Origin of the sequence: Pseudomonas sp. UM16 (genome assembly GCF_050312595.1) — a bacterium.
Classification (GTDB): Bacteria; Pseudomonadota; Gammaproteobacteria; order Pseudomonadales; family Pseudomonadaceae; genus Aquipseudomonas.
Genome location: NZ_JBNPJT010000009.1, coordinates 40,829 through 57,474 on the forward strand (window position 1 = coordinate 40,829; position 16,646 = coordinate 57,474).

General features: G+C 61.4%; 18 protein-coding genes. 7 read left to right on the forward strand and 11 right to left on the reverse strand.

Annotation, left to right across the window (positions count from 1 at the left end):
- Window positions 1-53: 53 nt before the first annotated feature.
- The gene (locus ACQRAX_RS12305) at window positions 54-440 is read right to left on the reverse strand and encodes a tetratricopeptide repeat protein (protein ID WP_412039749.1); all 387 of its coding nucleotides are present in this window, start codon (window positions 438-440) and stop codon (window positions 54-56) included.
- A gap of 204 nt (window positions 441-644) precedes the next feature.
- Here ACQRAX_RS12305 and pyk point away from each other — a divergent pair, with 204 nt between their 5' ends.
- Entirely contained in the window at window positions 645-2,096 is a 1,452-nt protein-coding gene (gene pyk, locus ACQRAX_RS12310) for a pyruvate kinase (RefSeq protein WP_412039750.1), read from the forward strand.
- A gap of 43 nt (window positions 2,097-2,139) precedes the next feature.
- On the opposite strand, the gene ACQRAX_RS12315 is transcribed toward pyk, so the two are convergent.
- Entirely contained in the window at window positions 2,140-3,078 is a 939-nt protein-coding gene (locus ACQRAX_RS12315; protein WP_412039751.1) for an iron-sulfur-binding ferredoxin reductase, read from the reverse strand.
- A 268-nt stretch (window positions 3,079-3,346) separates the two neighbouring features.
- Here ACQRAX_RS12315 and ACQRAX_RS12320 point away from each other — a divergent pair, with 268 nt between their 5' ends.
- Window positions 3,347-4,870, forward strand: a complete 1,524-nt coding sequence (locus ACQRAX_RS12320; RefSeq protein WP_412039752.1) for a fumarate hydratase — start codon at window positions 3,347-3,349, stop codon at window positions 4,868-4,870.
- Between the two features lie 72 nt (window positions 4,871-4,942).
- Here ACQRAX_RS12320 and ACQRAX_RS12325 read toward each other — a convergent pair whose 3' ends face one another.
- The 6 genes from ACQRAX_RS12325 to ACQRAX_RS12350 all read right to left on the reverse strand — a co-directional run bounded on the left by ACQRAX_RS12325 (window position 4,943) and on the right by ACQRAX_RS12350 (window position 9,695).
- A complete protein-coding gene (locus tag ACQRAX_RS12325; RefSeq protein ID WP_354364730.1) occupies window positions 4,943-5,524 on the reverse strand; it encodes a DJ-1/PfpI family protein in 582 nt (193 codons plus the stop codon).
- A gap of 66 nt (window positions 5,525-5,590) precedes the next feature.
- On the reverse strand, window positions 5,591-6,748 hold the full coding sequence (locus ACQRAX_RS12330; protein ID WP_412039753.1) for a phospholipase D-like domain-containing protein: 1,158 nt from the start codon (window positions 6,746-6,748) through the stop codon (window positions 5,591-5,593).
- A 1-nt stretch (window position 6,749) separates the two neighbouring features.
- Window positions 6,750-7,331, reverse strand: coding sequence for a YceI family protein (locus ACQRAX_RS12335; protein ID WP_412039754.1), 582 nt, complete (start codon window positions 7,329-7,331; stop codon window positions 6,750-6,752).
- 45 nt (window positions 7,332-7,376) lie between these two features.
- Window positions 7,377-7,667: an amidase gene (locus ACQRAX_RS12340; protein ID WP_412039755.1), complete on the reverse strand. Its 291-nt coding sequence runs from the start codon at window positions 7,665-7,667 to the stop codon at window positions 7,377-7,379.
- A complete protein-coding gene (locus ACQRAX_RS12345) occupies window positions 7,664-8,764 on the reverse strand; it encodes a serine hydrolase domain-containing protein (RefSeq protein ID WP_412039756.1) in 1,101 nt (366 codons plus the stop codon). The genes ACQRAX_RS12340 and ACQRAX_RS12345 overlap by 4 nt, the downstream gene beginning before the upstream one ends.
- A 43-nt stretch (window positions 8,765-8,807) precedes the next feature.
- Window positions 8,808-9,695 carry an acyl-CoA dehydrogenase gene (locus ACQRAX_RS12350; protein WP_412039757.1) on the reverse strand — a complete coding sequence of 296 codons (888 nt, stop codon included), beginning with the start codon at window positions 9,693-9,695 and terminating at the stop codon, window positions 8,808-8,810.
- Window positions 9,696-9,828: 133 nt separating this feature from the next.
- Here ACQRAX_RS12350 and olsB point away from each other — a divergent pair, with 133 nt between their 5' ends.
- Window positions 9,829-10,584, forward strand: coding sequence for an L-ornithine N(alpha)-acyltransferase (gene olsB, locus ACQRAX_RS12355; protein WP_412039758.1), 756 nt, complete (start codon window positions 9,829-9,831; stop codon window positions 10,582-10,584).
- Window positions 10,584-11,372, forward strand: a complete 789-nt coding sequence (locus ACQRAX_RS12360) for a lysophospholipid acyltransferase family protein (protein WP_412039759.1) — start codon at window positions 10,584-10,586, stop codon at window positions 11,370-11,372. The genes olsB and ACQRAX_RS12360 overlap by 1 nt, the downstream gene beginning before the upstream one ends.
- Here ACQRAX_RS12360 and ACQRAX_RS12365 read toward each other — a convergent pair.
- Complete coding sequence (locus ACQRAX_RS12365; protein WP_412039760.1) at window positions 11,369-11,950, reverse strand: ACP phosphodiesterase; 582 nt, start codon at window positions 11,948-11,950, stop codon at window positions 11,369-11,371. The genes ACQRAX_RS12360 and ACQRAX_RS12365 overlap by 4 nt on opposite strands.
- A gap of 153 nt (window positions 11,951-12,103) precedes the next feature.
- Between ACQRAX_RS12365 and ACQRAX_RS12370 the strand changes: the two genes are divergently transcribed.
- From ACQRAX_RS12370 to ACQRAX_RS12380, 3 genes are read left to right on the forward strand one after another with little or no spacing between them, the layout of a single operon-like run.
- Window positions 12,104-12,406 carry an ArsR/SmtB family transcription factor gene (locus ACQRAX_RS12370; RefSeq protein WP_412039761.1) on the forward strand — a complete coding sequence of 101 codons (303 nt, stop codon included), beginning with the start codon at window positions 12,104-12,106 and terminating at the stop codon, window positions 12,404-12,406.
- A gap of 13 nt (window positions 12,407-12,419) precedes the next feature.
- Window positions 12,420-13,589, forward strand: a complete 1,170-nt coding sequence (locus tag ACQRAX_RS12375; RefSeq protein WP_412039762.1) for an MFS transporter — start codon at window positions 12,420-12,422, stop codon at window positions 13,587-13,589.
- 17 nt (window positions 13,590-13,606) lie between these two features.
- On the forward strand, window positions 13,607-14,656 hold the full coding sequence (locus tag ACQRAX_RS12380; RefSeq protein WP_412039763.1) for an alkene reductase: 1,050 nt from the start codon (window positions 13,607-13,609) through the stop codon (window positions 14,654-14,656).
- A 42-nt stretch (window positions 14,657-14,698) separates the two neighbouring features.
- Here ACQRAX_RS12380 and ACQRAX_RS12385 read toward each other — a convergent pair whose 3' ends face one another.
- Together ACQRAX_RS12385 and ACQRAX_RS12390 are read right to left on the reverse strand one after the other, a co-directional pair.
- Window positions 14,699-15,541 (reverse strand): ATPase, encoded by an 843-nt coding sequence (locus ACQRAX_RS12385; RefSeq protein ID WP_412039764.1) that lies wholly within the window; start codon window positions 15,539-15,541, stop codon window positions 14,699-14,701.
- Between the two features lie 88 nt (window positions 15,542-15,629).
- Window positions 15,630-16,625, reverse strand: a complete 996-nt coding sequence (locus ACQRAX_RS12390) for an NAD-dependent epimerase/dehydratase family protein (RefSeq protein ID WP_412039765.1) — start codon at window positions 16,623-16,625, stop codon at window positions 15,630-15,632.
- Window positions 16,626-16,646: the final 21 nt, after the last annotated feature.

Consider the following 16,646-nt stretch of genomic DNA (forward strand, 5'->3'; position numbering starts at 1 on the left):
AAGATTAGCCCACCCCGCCCCTGGCGTCGCAAGCGCCTTCGTACACTTTGGTATTAACGCCAAGGCGTGGTGGTTGTCGGCTGGGCAATCGCTGGCTCGCCGCTGCGGTAGTGTCCCAGTTGCTCCAAGGTCTGCAGGCGCGCGCGGGCGCGGTAGGCGTACTCGTTTTGCGGGTAGCGCGCGATGAGGTATTGGTACGTCTGGGCAGCGTCAACATAAAGCTTCTGACGCTCCAGGCACTGGCCGCGCAACATCGACACTTCAGGATGGATGAACGGTCGCGCACGGCTGCTGCGGTCGACCTGCGACAACTCGAGCATGACCTTGTCGCATTGGCCGCGGTCATAGGCGCGGTAGGCATTGTTCAGGTGGTGGTCCATTGACCAGCGGGTACAGCCAACGACACTGGTCGCCAGGGCTAGAACGATCAAGGCTCGCATGGGGGAATCTCCTCTATTGAGCGGTTTATCGGCGAGCTGGGCAAAATCTGTAGACCCCTATCGGCTCACATAGAATCTGCGTAATACAACAGCCCCCACCGTTCATATGCCCGCCTACTCACCACCAAGGTAGTGCAAAGGAACAATGACTACAGCCAAATTCCAGAGTAGCCTTTCGCTGCGCTTCACTATAGGAGTCTGTGCATGACCATCCGCCGTACCAAAATCGTCGCCACCCTTGGCCCCGCCAGCAACTCGCCGGAAGTTATCGAACAACTGATTCTTGCCGGCCTGGATGTTGCTCGCCTGAACTTCTCCCACGGCACGCCCGACGAGCATAAAGCGCGCGCCCGTTTGATCCGTGAGATCGCCGCACGCCTGGGTCGCCACGTCGCACTGCTCGGCGACCTGCAGGGTCCGAAGATTCGTATCGCCAAATTCACCAACAAGCGTATTGAGCTTAAAGTCGGTGATCGCTTCACCTTCTCCACCGCCCATCCGCTGACCGACGGCACCCAGGATATCGTCGGCATCGACTATCCGGACCTGGTCAAAGACTGCGGCGTTGGTGACGAGCTGCTGCTCGATGACGGCCGCGTGGTAATGCGTGTCGAAACCGCCACCAGCGATGCCCTGCACTGCTCGGTACTGATCGGCGGCCCGCTGTCCGACCACAAAGGCATCAACCGCAAAGGTGGCGGCCTGACCGCACCGGCGCTGACCGAAAAAGACAAGGCCGACATCAAGCTGGCGGCCGAAATGGACCTGGACTACCTGGCCGTGTCGTTCCCACGCGATGCCAGCGACATGGAATACGCCCGTCGCCTGCGTGACGAAGCGGGCGGCAGCGCCTGGCTGGTAGCCAAGATCGAACGCGCCGAAGCCGTGGCCGACGACGAAACCCTCGACGGCCTGATCGCCGCCAGTGACGCGGTGATGGTTGCCCGAGGTGACCTGGGTGTGGAAATCGGCGATGCCGAGCTGATCGCCATCCAGAAGAAGATCATTCAGCACGCCCGTCGCAACAACAAGGCAGTGATCGTCGCGACCCAGATGATGGAGTCGATGATCCAGAACCCGATGCCGACCCGTGCCGAAGTGTCCGACGTGGCCAACGCCGTGCTCGACAACACTGACGCGGTAATGCTGTCGGCCGAAAGCGCCGCTGGCGCCTACCCGATCGAAGCCGTCCAGGCCATGGCGCGGATCTGCCAGGGTGCGGAAAAGCATCCGACCAACCAGAAGTCCAGCCATCGTCTGCACACCCGTTTCGAGCGTTGCGACGAAAGCATCGCCCTGGCGGCCATGTACACCGCCAACCACTTCCCCGGCGTCAAGGCGATCATCGCCCTCACCGAAAGTGGCTACACCCCGCTGATCATGTCGCGCCTGCGCTCGCACGTGCCGATCTTCGCACTGTCACCGCACCGCGCCACTCAGGCCCGCGCCTCGATGTTCCGTGGCGTCTACCCGATTGCTTTCGACCCGGCTGCCCTGCCGGCGGAAAAAGTCAGCCAGGCAGCGGTCGACGAGCTGCTCAAGCGTGGTTTGGTCGAGCCAGGTGACTGGGTGATCCTGACCAAGGGCGACAGCTACCACACCATCGGTGGCACCAATGGCATGAAGATTCTGCATGTCGGTGATTCGTTGGTCTGACTCACGCTGGCAATGAAAAAACCGCAGCCTGTACTGCGGTTTTTTATGCATGGGCGATGAAGGTATCGACAAATAACTGGTTACGCGGCAACCCCGCCAGAAACAGCTGCCGGGAGAACTGCTCGATACTGGCGGCTGAACCACAAGCCAGCGCTACCGTCCGGCGAGACTGCAAACGCAGATCAGCCAGCCCCTGTGGCAACGTTTTTGGGGTTAGAAGCTCTATCTGCAGTTGCGGATAGTGCTCAGCAAGTACAGTCAGATCCCCCGCCATATAGTGCCCCTGACGGTCATGCGCCAAATGCAACACACGAATCGGCGCGTGGTGTTCCTGGCGCAACGCTTCACGCAAAATCCCCCACAACGGCGCGAGCCCCGTGCCTGCCGCCAGTAGCCATAGCGGACGCTCTTGCCAGTCGGCATCGTAGTGCAACGCACCACCATGCAACGCTCCCAGCCCCAGAACGTCACCGACTTGCAGCCGGCGCGCGGCATCACAGAACGCACCAGGCTGACGGCAATCGAGGTGGAAATCGAGAAAATCATCTTCGTTCGGCAGGCTGGCCAACGAATAAGGGCGGGCCACGCCATTAGCACTCCACAACACCAGGTGCTGCCCCGCCTGGTAGCGCAACGGACGCTCAGGTTGCAGGCGCAGGCGCAACACCTCGCTCCCCAACCAATCCAGACCACATACCCGAGCCGGCACGCCATCGCACTGCGGATCAAATACCGCCACCTGCAAGTCATCCACAACTTTGCATTGGCAAGCCAGGCGCCAGCCCTGCTCGCGTTTATCCGCACTCAAGGCATCGGGCAAGGCATCAACAGGCTGCCCCTCAAGGCAGCGCACCAGACAGGCATGGCAACTGCCAGCACGGCAACTGTAGGGCACCGAGCAGCCGCCAGCGTTGAGCGCATCGAGCAGGTTGCTGCCCGCCGGCACCGCCCAACAGCGCTCGCCCACACAGAGTTCAGGCATCGTTCATCTCCAGCTCATAAACACCATGGCCAACCGCCACTTTAGGGCTAAAGGCCGACGCTGGCACGCAAAAAGGGTGCCCGTCGGCAAGCGACCTTGGTCCAGACCACTCGCAGGTGTGCCGTGCACCGATGCGCGCTATACTGCCGCGCCTTTTTTGCGTCGGCCCGAGCGGGTCGGCGCACCGTGAAAGGTCGTTTCGACACCTCGGCCTGTCCGCGTCGGAATACCTTATTGAATGTTCCCGTCTTTAAGAGGAGCGCGCTGCATGACCGTGATCAAGCAAGACGACCTGATTCAGAGCGTTGCCGACGCCCTGCAGTTCATTTCGTACTACCACCCCGTTGACTTCATCCAGGCCATGCATGAGGCCTATCTGCGTGAAGAGTCGCCCGCTGCGCGTGACTCCATCGCCCAGATCCTGATCAACTCGCGCATGTGCGCCACTGGCCACCGGCCGATCTGCCAGGACACCGGTATCGTTACCGTGTTCGTGCGCGTTGGCATGGACGTGCGCTGGGATGGCGCGACCATGAGCCTGGACGACATGATCAACGAAGGCGTGCGCCGCGCCTACAACCTGCCGGAAAACGTCCTGCGCGCCTCGATCCTGGCCGACCCGGCAGGCGCGCGTAAAAACACCAAGGACAACACCCCTGCGGTCATCCACTACTCCATCGTCCCGGGCAACACCGTGGAAGTGGATGTGGCGGCCAAAGGCGGCGGTTCCGAGAACAAGTCGAAAATGGCCATGCTCAACCCGTCCGACTCGATCGTTGACTGGGTACTGAAGACCGTTCCGACCATGGGCGCTGGCTGGTGCCCGCCTGGCATGCTCGGCATCGGCATCGGCGGTACCGCCGAGAAAGCTGCGGTAATGGCCAAGGAAGTGTTGATGGAGTCCATCGACATTCACGAGCTCAAGGCCCGTGGCCCGCAGAACCGCATCGAAGAGATCCGTCTGGAACTGTTCGAGAAGGTCAATCAGCTGGGCATCGGTGCCCAGGGTCTGGGCGGTCTGACCACCGTGCTCGACGTCAAGATCATGGACTACCCGACCCACGCCGCCTCCCTGCCGGTGTGCATGATCCCCAACTGCGCCGCTACCCGTCACGCGCACTTCGTGCTCGACGGCTCCGGCCCTGCCGACCTGGAAGCACCCTCGCTGGATGCCTACCCGGAAATCGTCTGGGAAGCGGGTCCATCGGCCCGCCGCGTCAACCTCGACACCCTGACCCCGGAAGACGTGCAGAGCTGGAAGCCGGGCGAGACCATCCTGCTCAACGGCAAGATGCTCACCGGCCGCGACGCTGCGCACAAGCGCATGGTTGAAATGCTCAACCGTGGCGAAGCGCTGCCGGTGGACCTCAAAGGCCGCTTCATCTACTACGTCGGCCCGGTTGATCCGGTACGCGAAGAAGTGGTTGGCCCTGCCGGCCCGACCACCGCTACGCGGATGGACAAGTTCACCCGTCAGATTCTTGAGCAAACCGGCTTGTTGGGCATGATCGGCAAGTCCGAGCGTGGCCCTACTGCGATTGAGGCGATCAAGGACAACAAGGCCGTGTATCTGATGGCCGTCGGCGGTGCTGCCTACCTGGTGGCCCAGGCGATCAAGAAGTCCAAGGTTCTGGCCTTTGCTGAACTGGGCATGGAAGCGATCTACGAGTTCGAAGTCAAAGACATGCCGGTCACCGTAGCGGTCGACAGCAATGGAGAGTCGGTGCACATCACAGGGCCGGCGTTGTGGCAGAGCAAGATCGCTGAAAGTTTGGCGGTGGAAGTGAAGTAAGCCACTAAGGCTTGCTGAAACAAAAAGCGGCAGGGGTCACCCCCTGCCGCTTTTTTATTGTCCCGCGAATTTCTACAAAGTAATGCGGGTACCCAACAGCTGCAGAAACCCCGCCAACCACGCTGGATGCGCTGGCCAAGCTGGAGCCGAAGCAAGGTTACCTTGCACATGGGCCTGATCGACGCCAATCTCGACAAACTTCCCACCCGCCAGCCGCACTTCCGGAGCACATGCCGGATAGGCGCTGCACTCACGCCCTTCCAGTACCCCAGCGGCCGCCAGCAATTGCGCACCATGGCACACGGCCGCAATCGGCTTGCCGGCCTTATCAATGGCCTTGACCAACGCCAGTACCCGCTCATCGAGACGTAGGTACTCGGGCGCGCGGCCACCCGGGATGACCAGTGCGTCATAACCTTCGGCGCGAACCTGCTCGAAATCGAAGTTGAGGGCAAAATTGTGCCCCGGCTTTTCGCTATAGGTCTGGTCACCTTCAAAGTCATGAATCGCCGTACGCACCGTTTGCCCGGCCGCTTTGCCCGGGCACACCGCGTGAACGGTATGACCCACCATCTGCAGGGCCTGGAAGGGCACCATCACTTCGTAGTCTTCGACGTAATCACCCACCAGCATCAGAATCTTCTTCGCGGCCATGTCATCAACTCCTCGGGTGTAATGAAAGTCACAAGACACAATAGACCGTCCTGTTCACCGCGTAGATCAGTTGCGCCGATCCAGCAGATTAACCACCAACCGATCCAGCCAGCCCCACACTCGCTGCTGCACACGCTTCCACAACGGTCGGGCATGCCAATGGTCAAGATCGATACTTAGGCTCTGGGCGAAGTCGCGCTCAAAACTTGCCGCCACGGCAGCGGTCAACTGCGGATCAAGCGCCTCGACGTTGGCCTCAAGGTTGAAACGCAGGTTCCAATGGTCGAAGTTGCACGAGCCGATACTCACCCAGTCGTCCACCAGCACCATTTTCAGGTGCAGAAAGCACGGCTGGTACTCGTAGATTTTTACCCCGGCACGCATCAGCCGCGGATAGTAGCGGTGCCCGGCATAACGCACTGAAGGATGATCGGTTCGTGGACCGGTCAGCAGCAGACGCACATCGATACCATTGGCTGCCGCCCGGCGCAGGGAGCGACGAACCTTCCAGGTCGGTAAAAAGTAAGGGGTGGCTAACCAGATCCGGCGCTGACCGCTGTTCAGCGCTCGCACCAGCGACTGCAGGATGTCCCGGTGCTGACGAGCATCGGCATAGGCCACCCGGCCCATGCCCTGGCCGCTATCGGGCACATGGGGCAAGCGTGGCAGGCCAAAATGCGTCGGAGGCCGCCAGGCGGTACGGCGCAGATTGGCGCGCCACTGGCGATCGAAGAGCATCTGCCAGTCGGCGACCAGCGGCCCCTGCATTTCGACCATCACTTCATGCCACTCGCTGACGTCTTCGTTCGGCACCCAGAACTCATCGGTAACGCCTGTGCCACCGACCACCGCCCACGACTGGTCGACCAGCAACAGCTTGCGGTGATCCCGATACAGATTGCGCAGGCCACGGCGCCAGCGCAGGCGGTTGTACCAGCGCAACTCAACCCCGGCATCGAGCAGGCGTTGGCGCAAGCTTAAGGTGAAGGCCAGCGCGCCATAATCATCGAACAGGCAACGTACCTGAACGCCCCGCTCGGCGGCTTGCACCAAGGCCTGAACCATGGCCTCGGCACAAGCGCCCGCCTCCACCAAGTACAATTCCAGATCCACCTGATGCTCAGCTTGCGCGATCGCAGTGAGCATGCGTGGGAAAAACCTGGGGCCGTCGATCAATAACTCGAACCGGTTGCCATCTCGCCAGGGGAAGACGGGTCCGGCCATATCAGCGCGCCGTGAAGATCAGCACCGCACTCACCGGCACTGACGGGCTAATGGACTTGAGTCCGGCCATTTTGCGCAACGACTCCAGGCCCGGCACCAACTCGAAGTCTTCGGCACGCAGCATCAACGGTTCCAGGGTCACCACCTGGAAGCGGCGCTCATCCAGGCGCGTGGCCAACAGCAAAGCACTGTAGCTGTGCTCCTTGCCGCGCAGCTTGACCGTCACCGGCAAGCGCAGCTCGACCTGGGCACCATTGGCCAGGTCGTTGATCGGGCCCAGGTCGATCTGTGCCGTAACATGAGCTTCCGGGAAGCGAGCAAAGTCGAACAACTCCTTGCGCATGCGCTCGTCACGCAACGGCACACCGCTGTTGTTGGAGTCCATCTCGATCATCAGCTCGGCCGCACCCTTGCGGTCGACCTTGCCGTGCAGCACGAGAAATCGATGCACTTCGGCGGTGTCGCCATTTTTACTGGAGATAAAGGACAGGCGTGAAGACTCGCCATCCAGGTGCCAATTGGCCTGGGCCGAGAAGCTCGTCAGGGCGAGCACGACAAGCAGAAGACGGGGCAGAGAGAACATGAGAAATCCTGGAACACAGAAGCCGTCAACCTTACCCGGCTGCCCTCACGGCAGCAAGCCACAGCCCTCACGCGCGCCCTGCCAACGCGCACGGTGTTCAACCCCCAGACCCGCAGCGGTAACCAGCCGGTTTTGTTCCTCAAGGCGACTCAAAGGCAAATACTGGCGCACATAGGCCTGGCAATAAGGCACATCGAAACCCATGACGAATCGACAGGAGCAGTACTCCTTGGCCGAATAAGCACTGAGGATGCCCGGAAAGTCCGCCAGGGCATCACGTTCATACCAGCTCCAGGTACCTAACAGCAGTAACAGCACCAGCAGCAAACGCTTCATGGCTGCGCGCCGGACTGCGCCGCCAGCACGCGTTTTAGCAGCTCGTTGTGGCGCAACTGCTCATCGCGATCATCAGCGAAACGCACCACCACCATCTGCTCATCAGGCATTACATACAAGGCCTGGCCCCAATGCCCCAAGGCCGCAAAGGTGTCGGCCGGAACATCCGGCCAAGGCCGTTGACCATCAGGCAATGGCTGATTGAGCCACCAGTGGCCACCGGGGTTGGCCTCTCCAGGTTGGGCGACAGCCTTGGTAAACAGCGTGCGATTGAATGCCACCCAGTCCTTGGGCAGCAGTTGCTGCGACTGCCAGCGGCCGTCACGCAGCATCAGCAAGCCAATACGCGCCAGGTCGCGGGCACTCATGTACAGATAGGAGGAGCCCACCAGCGTGCCACTGGCGTCTCGCTCCCAGACCGCCGAGGTGATCCCCAAAGGGCTGAACAGGGCATCCCAGGGGTACTGCTGATAGCGCTCGGGCCCGACCATTGTGCGCAGCGCCGCCGCCAGCACGTTGCTGTCGCCGCTGGAGTAGAGAAAACGCTGCCCGGGCTCTACCGCCGCAGGCCGGGCGACGGTGTAGGCGGCCATATCCCCACGCCCTCGGGTGTAGAGCATGGGCACAACCGATGAATTGAGCGGTGCGTATTCGTAGTCTTCTTGCCAGTCCAGGCCGCTGGCCCAGTGCAGGAGGTCTTGCAGGCGAATCCTTGGGTGAGCTTGCATCGCCGGGTAGAAGCGCGCGACCGGGTCACTGAGTTCAAAGCGACCTTCATTGCGTGCCACCCCCAATAGCGTGGCCAGCACGCTCTTGCTGATAGACCAGGTCAGGTGCGACGTCTGCGCGGTGGTCGGGGCGGCGTAGTGCTCATAGACAATACGCCCTTGCTTGATCACCAGCAGGGCATCACTGCGAGCACCTTCACGGCTCTGCTCATCGCGCGCCGTAAAGGCATAGGCCTGCACCTGACGCCACGCGGGGCTGTTGCTATCCGCCGCCTGCGACCAGTCTGGAACCGGCCAGAGTTCTTCACTCTGGGCCGGGGTGCTAAGCACAACCAGGCTGAGCATCACCACCAACAGCGCTTGCTTCATGCCGAGTCACTCAAGGCCAAGGTGTTCCCAGCCTGGCAGTGCTTTATGACAAGCCGGCGTTTGCCCAGGCCTTGGCCAGGCGCTTGGCCCGCGCCGCGCTGGCAATCTCCAGCAGGCCCTGATCGCGCTGCCAAAGCGTTGCCCACTCGCCAGGCGTGTTACTCAACACCTGATTGATCTCGTCTTTGAGCGCAGCAAATTGGGCAAACAAGCCGCCCAGCAACAAATGACAGGCGCTGGAGTCGGCGCATTGCCGACTGCCCTCGGCGCAGCCACCGAGTAAACCAATCAGGCGTAACTGCAAGGCTTGCGGCCAAGCGTTGTCCTGACCGACGCCATACAGCCAGGCGCACAGAGCGCTGAGCACATACAGGTCTTCCAGAGAGCGGAAAGGTTTGACGTAGGCATCCCAACCATCGCCGGCCAAGCGCTCGCACAGTGCCTGGTCCAGATGCAAGCGAGCATGACCGACTTCCGGCATTAAAGGCAGTGGCGGCAGAGGCTCCAGACGCACCCCTGGCTCGCCGGGATAGACCACCGCCAGGCTTAGCTGTACCGCCTCGCCCGCGGCTTCGCTGCGCGCCGCCACCAGCAGCCAATCGGCATCCAAGCCGGCGGTGACGAAGTCCTTGCTGCCACTCAGGCGCAAGTCAGTCAGGCGCACCTGCATGTCGGCCGGCCGCACGCTACGCCGCTCACTGGCGCACAAGGCGCCAAGACTTGCCGGGGCGCTGGGCCAGAGCACGCGCAAGGCCGCCTGGTAACCCACCAGAAAGGCCAGCCCCGGGGTCGGCATGGCACGCGCGCCGAGCACCGCCAGCTCGAACGGGCTGACCGTGTCCAGACGCGCCAACAGGCTGCTGTAAGTCTCGGCCAGATTGTCTGCCAGAGGATGTCGTTGCGGATCGTTGAGTCGTTGCAGCCAGGCCATCGGAGCACTCCTTGAGGGCTGTCACACAAGCATCACCAAAGGGTCATGGGGGTGACACCGCATCTACCTAGGCTGAGCTTGCACAACAAAGCCGACCGGCCGCAACCCCATGGCTGGCTTATGGAGACTCGTAATGACTCGAATCGCTCGCTCTGGCGACAACAGCACTGAACGCCGTCTGCAAGCCGAACGCCTGGTCGGGCCAACGGCCCTGCAGGAAGCTCAGGCCCTTCGGTTCAGCGTGTTCAGTGGTGAATTCAAGGCCAAGCTCAAGGGCGCCGAACTGGGCCTGGACATGGATGACTACGACATTCACTGCCGTCACATCGGTGTGCGCGACCTCAGCAGCGGGCGCCTGGTGGCCACCACACGCCTGCTCGACCACCAGGCAGCCAGCAGCCTGGGGCGTTTTTACAGCGAAGAAGAATTCAGCCTGCATGGCCTTGGCGGTCTTCAGGGACCGATCCTGGAACTGGGCCGCACCTGCGTCGACCCGGCCTACCGCAATGGCGGCACCATCGCCGTGCTATGGGCGGAGCTGGCCGAAGTCCTCAACGAAGGTCGCTACAGCTACCTGATGGGTTGTGCCAGCATTCCCATGCAGGATGGCGGCGTTCAGGCCCACGCGATCATGCAGCGCCTGCGCGAACGCTACCTGTGCACCGAACACCTGCGTGCCGAGCCGAAGAAGCCGCTGCCCAACCTGGCCCTGCCAGGCAACGTCATCGCCGAAATGCCGCCATTGCTCAAGGCCTACATGCGCCTGGGCGCGAAAATCTGCGGCGAACCTTGCTGGGATGAAGACTTCCAGGTCGCCGACGTGTTCATTCTGCTCAAGCGCGATGAACTCTGCCCGCGCTATGCCCGCCACTTCAAGGCGGCAGTCTGATGCAGCGCTTGCGCGTCTTCGCACGCGTCCTGCGGGTGTTGCTGGTGGTGCTGTTTGGCTTAGGGATGGCGGCACTGTTCACGCTCTATGAGCGTCTGCGCATTCCGGCCTCGGCCGAACGCCGTCAACGCTGGTCGCAGCGATTCATGCGCACGCTGAGCAATGCCCTGCCGTTCAAGGTCCGCGTCATTGGCCAGTTGCCGCAACAGCCAATGCTCTGGGTCAGCAACCATGTGTCCTGGACCGACATCCCGCTGCTGGGCATGCTCACTCCGCTATCGTTCCTGTCCAAGGCCGAAGTACGCACGTGGCCGGTGGCCGGCTGGTTGGCACTCAAGGCCGGCACGCTGTTTATCCGCCGTGGTGGTAATGACAGCCAATTGCTGCGCACGCAGATCAGCCAGCATCTGCAACAGGCCCGCCCCTTGTTGATCTTCCCTGAGGGCACTACCACCGATGGTCGCAGCCTGCGCACCTTTCACGGTCGCCTGCTGGCCAGCGCCATCGACACGCAAGTAGCGCTGCAGCCGGTCGCCTTGCGTTACCTGCGCGACGGTCAGATCGATACGATTGCGCCCTTTGTCGGTGACGACGATCTGCTCTCGCACCTGATGCGCCTGTTTGCCCACGATTGTAGCGAAGTGCAGATCCAGTTGCTGGCACCGATCCCCAGTGCCGGAGAAGAACGTGCAGCCTTGGCGTTCAAGGCCCAACAAGCGGTGCAAGGCGCACTGTTCGGCGCCGACTCAAGCGCTTTGCAGCCACTGCGCCGGGCGAAAGCGGCCTAGGCTGGCGTCAGAGACTTTTTGGCGAAGGCCTGCAACTCGGGGTAAAAGGCGCGAAAGTCTTCCAGCAATGGCGCGTACAGGCCATCAACAAGTTCCAGGGCGCCATCCATCCCTTCGGGGCGTGACAAGCGCCGGGCGATGCCGCGAAAAACCTGATCCAGCACGGCAAACTCACGGTACGACCCCAGCCAGTCATCCGCGGCCATGTACGGCGCGATCTGTGCCAGCCTTGCGGGTAACTCTGCTTGCGCCGCGAGCACCTGATAGACCCTGCCGGTGAACTGCTCCAGTGGTTGTTCGGCATAATCCTGCCAATGCAACGCCAGGCAATGGTCGAAAAACACATTAAGGATTATCCCGGCATAACGTCGCCGCTCCCGGGGAAAACGCCCGAGGGACTGCAATACCAGCGGGTGACTGTCGGTGAACACGTCGATCTGCCGGTGCAAGCGGATCGCCGCTTCCAGCGGTAAGGGGAAGCGACCCGCCAACGGCCCTTTGACGAAATCGCCATAGAGGCTACCGAGCAATTGCTCGGGTTGTTGGCCGCCCAGATGAAGGTGTGCGAGATAGTTCATGGGCGCAGTCTAGCACCCGCGCCACCCATATCGTTATAACCCGATATAGCGATTTACACTGAGCTAAGAACCTCTTCATATTTGTATATCGCGAAATATCGATTTATATTTCGCCACATCGCGATATGCCGCTACACAACCATGAGCCCAACCATGCCTCTCGATCTCGACGAAATAATAAAAGCCCTGGCCCACCCAGTACGGCGAGAAATTCTCAACTGGCTGAAAGACCCCGACGTGCAATTCCCCGAGCAGCACCACAGCACCGAACACGGTGTCTGCGCCGGGCAGATCGACCAACGTTGCGGCCTGTCGCAGTCGACGGTTTCGGCCCACCTGGCCACCTTGCAACGCGCGGGCCTGGTCAGCAGCCAGAAGATCGGCCAATGGCATTTTTTCAAACGCAATGAGGAAACCATCCAAGCCTTCCTCAAGCAGATGAGCCAAGAGCTCTGACAAGGACCTTGCAATGCCCCTTTCGCTATTGATCCTGGCGCTCAGCGCCTTCGCCATCGGCACCACCGAGTTCGTCATCATGGGCCTGTTGCCCGATGTTGCGGCGGACCTCGGCGTGTCGATCCCCGGTGCCGGCTGGCTGGTGACTGGTTACGCCCTGGGCGTGGCCATTGGTGCACCGTTCATGGCCCTGGCCACCTCGAAGCTGCCACGCAAGGCTGCCCTGATCACGCTGATGGGTGTGTTCATCGTCGGTAACCTGCTGTGTGCGGTGGCCAGCGACTACAACCTGCTGATGCTGGCACGAGTGGTCACGGCCCTGTGTCACGGTGCTTTCTTTGGTATCGGATCGGTAGTTGCCGCCAGCCTGGTGCCGGCCAATCGTCGCGCCTCGGCGGTGGCCTTGATGTTCACTGGCTTGACCCTGGCCAACGTCCTGGGTGTACCCCTGGGCACCGCGCTGGGCCAGGAATACGGCTGGCGCTCGACATTCTGGGCAGTCACCGTGATCGGCGTAATTGCCCTGATCGGCCTGATCCGTTTCCTGCCGTTTCGCCATGACGAGGAAAAACTCGACATGCGCGCCGAACTCGCAGCCCTCAAAGGCGCAGGCATCTGGCTGTCGCTGTCGATGACCGTACTGTTCTCGGCATCGATGTTCGCCCTTTTCACCTATGTTGCACCGCTGCTGGGCGATGTCACCGGGGTTTCGCCACGAGGCGTGACCTGGACTCTGCTGTTAATCGGCGTTGGCCTGACGCTGGGCAACATCGTTGGCGGCAAGCTCGCCGACAAACGCCTGGGTGCCACGTTGGTCGGTGTGTTCGCCAGCATGGCCGTGATTTCCACCGTGCTGAGCTGGACCAGCGTTGCCCTGATCCCAGCTGAAATCACGCTGTTCCTTTGGGCCACTGCCGCCTTCGCCGCGGTGCCGGCCTTGCAGGTCAACGTGGTGACCTTCGGCAGTGCCGCACCGAATCTGGTTTCGACCCTCAATATCGGCGCCTTCAACCTCGGCAATGCCCTGGGTGCCTGGGTCGGCGGCACCGTTATCGCACAAGGACTGGGCTTGACCCGCGTGCCCCTGGCTGCTGCCGCACTGGCCGTGCTGGCGCTGATCGTCACCCTGATCACCTTCAGCCAGCGCGGCGCCAAACCCGAGCTGGCCCCTGCTACTCACTGATAAGCCATGAGGTACCTATGACGACTATTTTCGATCCGATCACCCTCGGCGACCTCGAATTGCCGAACCGCATCATCATGGCCCCGCTGACCCGCTGCCGCGCCGACGAAGGCCGGGTGCCAAACGCGCTGATGGCCGAGTACTACGTACAACGTGCCAGCGCCGGGCTGATTCTCAGCGAGGCGACCTCGGTGACGCCAATGGGCGTCGGCTACCCGGACACCCCTGGGATCTGGTCCAACGACCAGGTGCGCGGCTGGACCAACGTGACCAAAGCCATCCATGCTGCCGGTGGACGAATTTTCCTGCAGCTGTGGCATGTCGGACGTATCTCGCACCCGACTTATCTCAACGGTGAAACCCCGGTAGCGCCGAGCGCGATTCAGCCCAAAGGCCACGTCAGCCTGGTGCGTCCGCTAGCCGACTACCCGACCCCACGGGCCCTTGAAACCGAGGAAATCGCCGATATCGTCGAGGCTTACCGCACAGGCGCCGAGAATGCCAAGGCTGCCGGTTTTGATGGCGTAGAAGTGCATGCTGCCAATGGTTACCTGCTTGACCAGTTCCTGCAGAGCAGCACTAACCAGCGCGACGACCAGTACGGTGGCTCGCTGGAGAACCGCGCACGGTTGCTGCTGGAAGTCACCGATGCGGTGATCGAGGTGTGGGGCGCGCAGCGCGTCGGTGTGCACCTGGCGCCACGGGCCGATTCTCATGACATGGGTGATGTCAATCTAGCTGAAACCTTTACCTACGTTGCCCGGGAGTTGGGCAAGCGCGGGATTGCCTTCATCTGCTCGCGGGAGAAGGAAGCTGACGACAGCATTGGTTCGTTGATCAAAGAAGCATTCGGCGGCTCGTACATCGTCAACGAGCGCTTTACCAAAGCCAGTGCCAATGCATTTGTGGCTAGCGGCCGGGCGGATGCGGTGGCCTTTGGTGTGCCGTTCATCGCCAACCCGGACCTGCCAGCGCGCCTGGCAGCGGATGCGCCATTGAACGAAGCGCGCCCTGAAACCTTCTATGCCAAAGGGCCGGTCGGTTACATCGACTATCCGCGGCTGTAGGTCTTGTGCTGGCTCCCACAAAATAGTCGACCCAAATGCCCTTCAAGGCTGGGCGTTGATCTGACGCTGCAGGTTCTGCACCTGGCTTTGCAGGGTGTTGATGTTGCGGGTCATCTGGCCACGGAAGGCGTCAAACTCGGCAACTGATGCGCCCGACGCCACAGGCGCCGTCGGACGGTTCTCCTGTTCGCTCTTGAGAACAATCAGGTCCTGCTCCAGGCGCTGGATAGCTGCACTGGGGTTGCCTTGCTTCTTCAACGCCGCAACGTCGGCAGACAAGCTGCTGATCTGGCTGTCGAGTTTGCCACCATCTACCTGGGCCGCTTTCAGTGCCGCCAATTCGCTGTTCACTGCTTTGAGTTGGCTCTGCAATTCGGCCTGCAACTTGGCTGTGGCGGCCTGTTGCTCACTGGCCTGGGCCAACACTTGCTCCAGACGCTTGCCCAAATCGCCCGTTTGCCCGGCGACGCCCTGCTGCTGTTTACCCTGTTCGAGCAGGTTGGCCTGCAACTGTTTGATCTGCAGTTTCAAGGCTTCGCTGCCACTGTTGACGCTGGACTCGCTGGCATCGACCTTGCCACTGATTGCCTGCAAGCGCCCCGCAGCCTCTTCACTGATACGGGCAAAGCTTTCCTGGGTCGCAACCAATTGCTGCTCCATCAATGACACTTGCTGGAAGCTCCACCAGCCAAGGCCCGCCAGGGCTATGAAAGACGCCCCCAAGAGCGCCCACAACGGTCCGGTACTGGCCGCTCGAGGGGCCTTGCGGGCACCAGCAACCAGCGGCCCACGAGCTGGCGGCAATGGCTCAAAGTCATCGTCATCGCGTGCACGGGCACGCAGGGTCGGGACATTGTCGAAATCGTCTTGAGCATCGTTACGCATGGGAGCCTTCAACCGCCGTAATAGCAAATGGGCACTAGTATAAACCGCTTATACAGCGCACTGATCGACCGCAAAGCTGGTTGCGGGTTCACTGCTGCTGGTCTTGGGCCTTCCACCAGCCGCAAAATTCATCCAACGCTGACCACAGGCTGACCGTGGGGTGGTAGTCCAACAATTGCCGAGCACGGCTGATATCCAGGGTGAAATCCTTGCTCATGGCTTGCATGGCCAGGCGCGACAAGGTCGGCTGCGGGCGTCCAGGCCAGAGCATGCACGCCCCTTCGTTGAGCGCGGCCAAGCTGTAGGCGAGGCCGAAGGAGCGGTAGCGGGTGACTTGTGGTAAGTGCATCTGGCGCATCACGTAGTTGACCACATCCCAAATGGGCAACGGATGGCCGTTACTGATGTTGTAAGCCTGCCCCAAGGCCTGCTGATCGGCGAACAAGGCACTGAGCAGCGCCTCATTGAGGTTCTGCACACTGGTGAAATCGACCTTGTTCAGGCCGTTGCCAATGATCGCCAATCGACGTTTGCGCTGCATCTGCAACAAGCGTGGGAAAATGCTGACATCCCCTGCCCCAGTGACAAAGCGTGGGCGCAAGGCCAGAACCTCAAGACCGAATTCCTGAGCGCCAAAGACCTTTTGCTCAGCGAGGTACTTGGTTGCCCCGTAATGATCATAAAAGCGCCGCGGCACCTGATCTTCATGGATGCCCAGTTGCGAACGACCATTAAAGTAGATCGACGGTGACGACAAATGCACCAGGCGCCGCACATGCTCTTTTAGGCACGCCTCGACCACGTTTTCGGTGACCACCACGTTGCCCTGATAAAAATCCTGGTAGCGTCCCCAGTTGCCGACCGCGCCGGCGCAATGCACCACGCTATCGATGCCTTGGCACAGGCGGCGGGCCAATTCCGGGTCGCCCAGGTCGCCCGGGATAAACTGCGCCCCGCGCCGCACCAGGTGCTCGACGCCTTCGGCGCGGCGGCCGTTGACCCGAACCTCAAGACCTTGCTCAAGGGCAAAGCGCGCGAAGCGCCCGCCAATGAAGCCGCTTGCGCCGGTGACCAGAATTCGCATGTAGCACTCCGCCTAACCAAT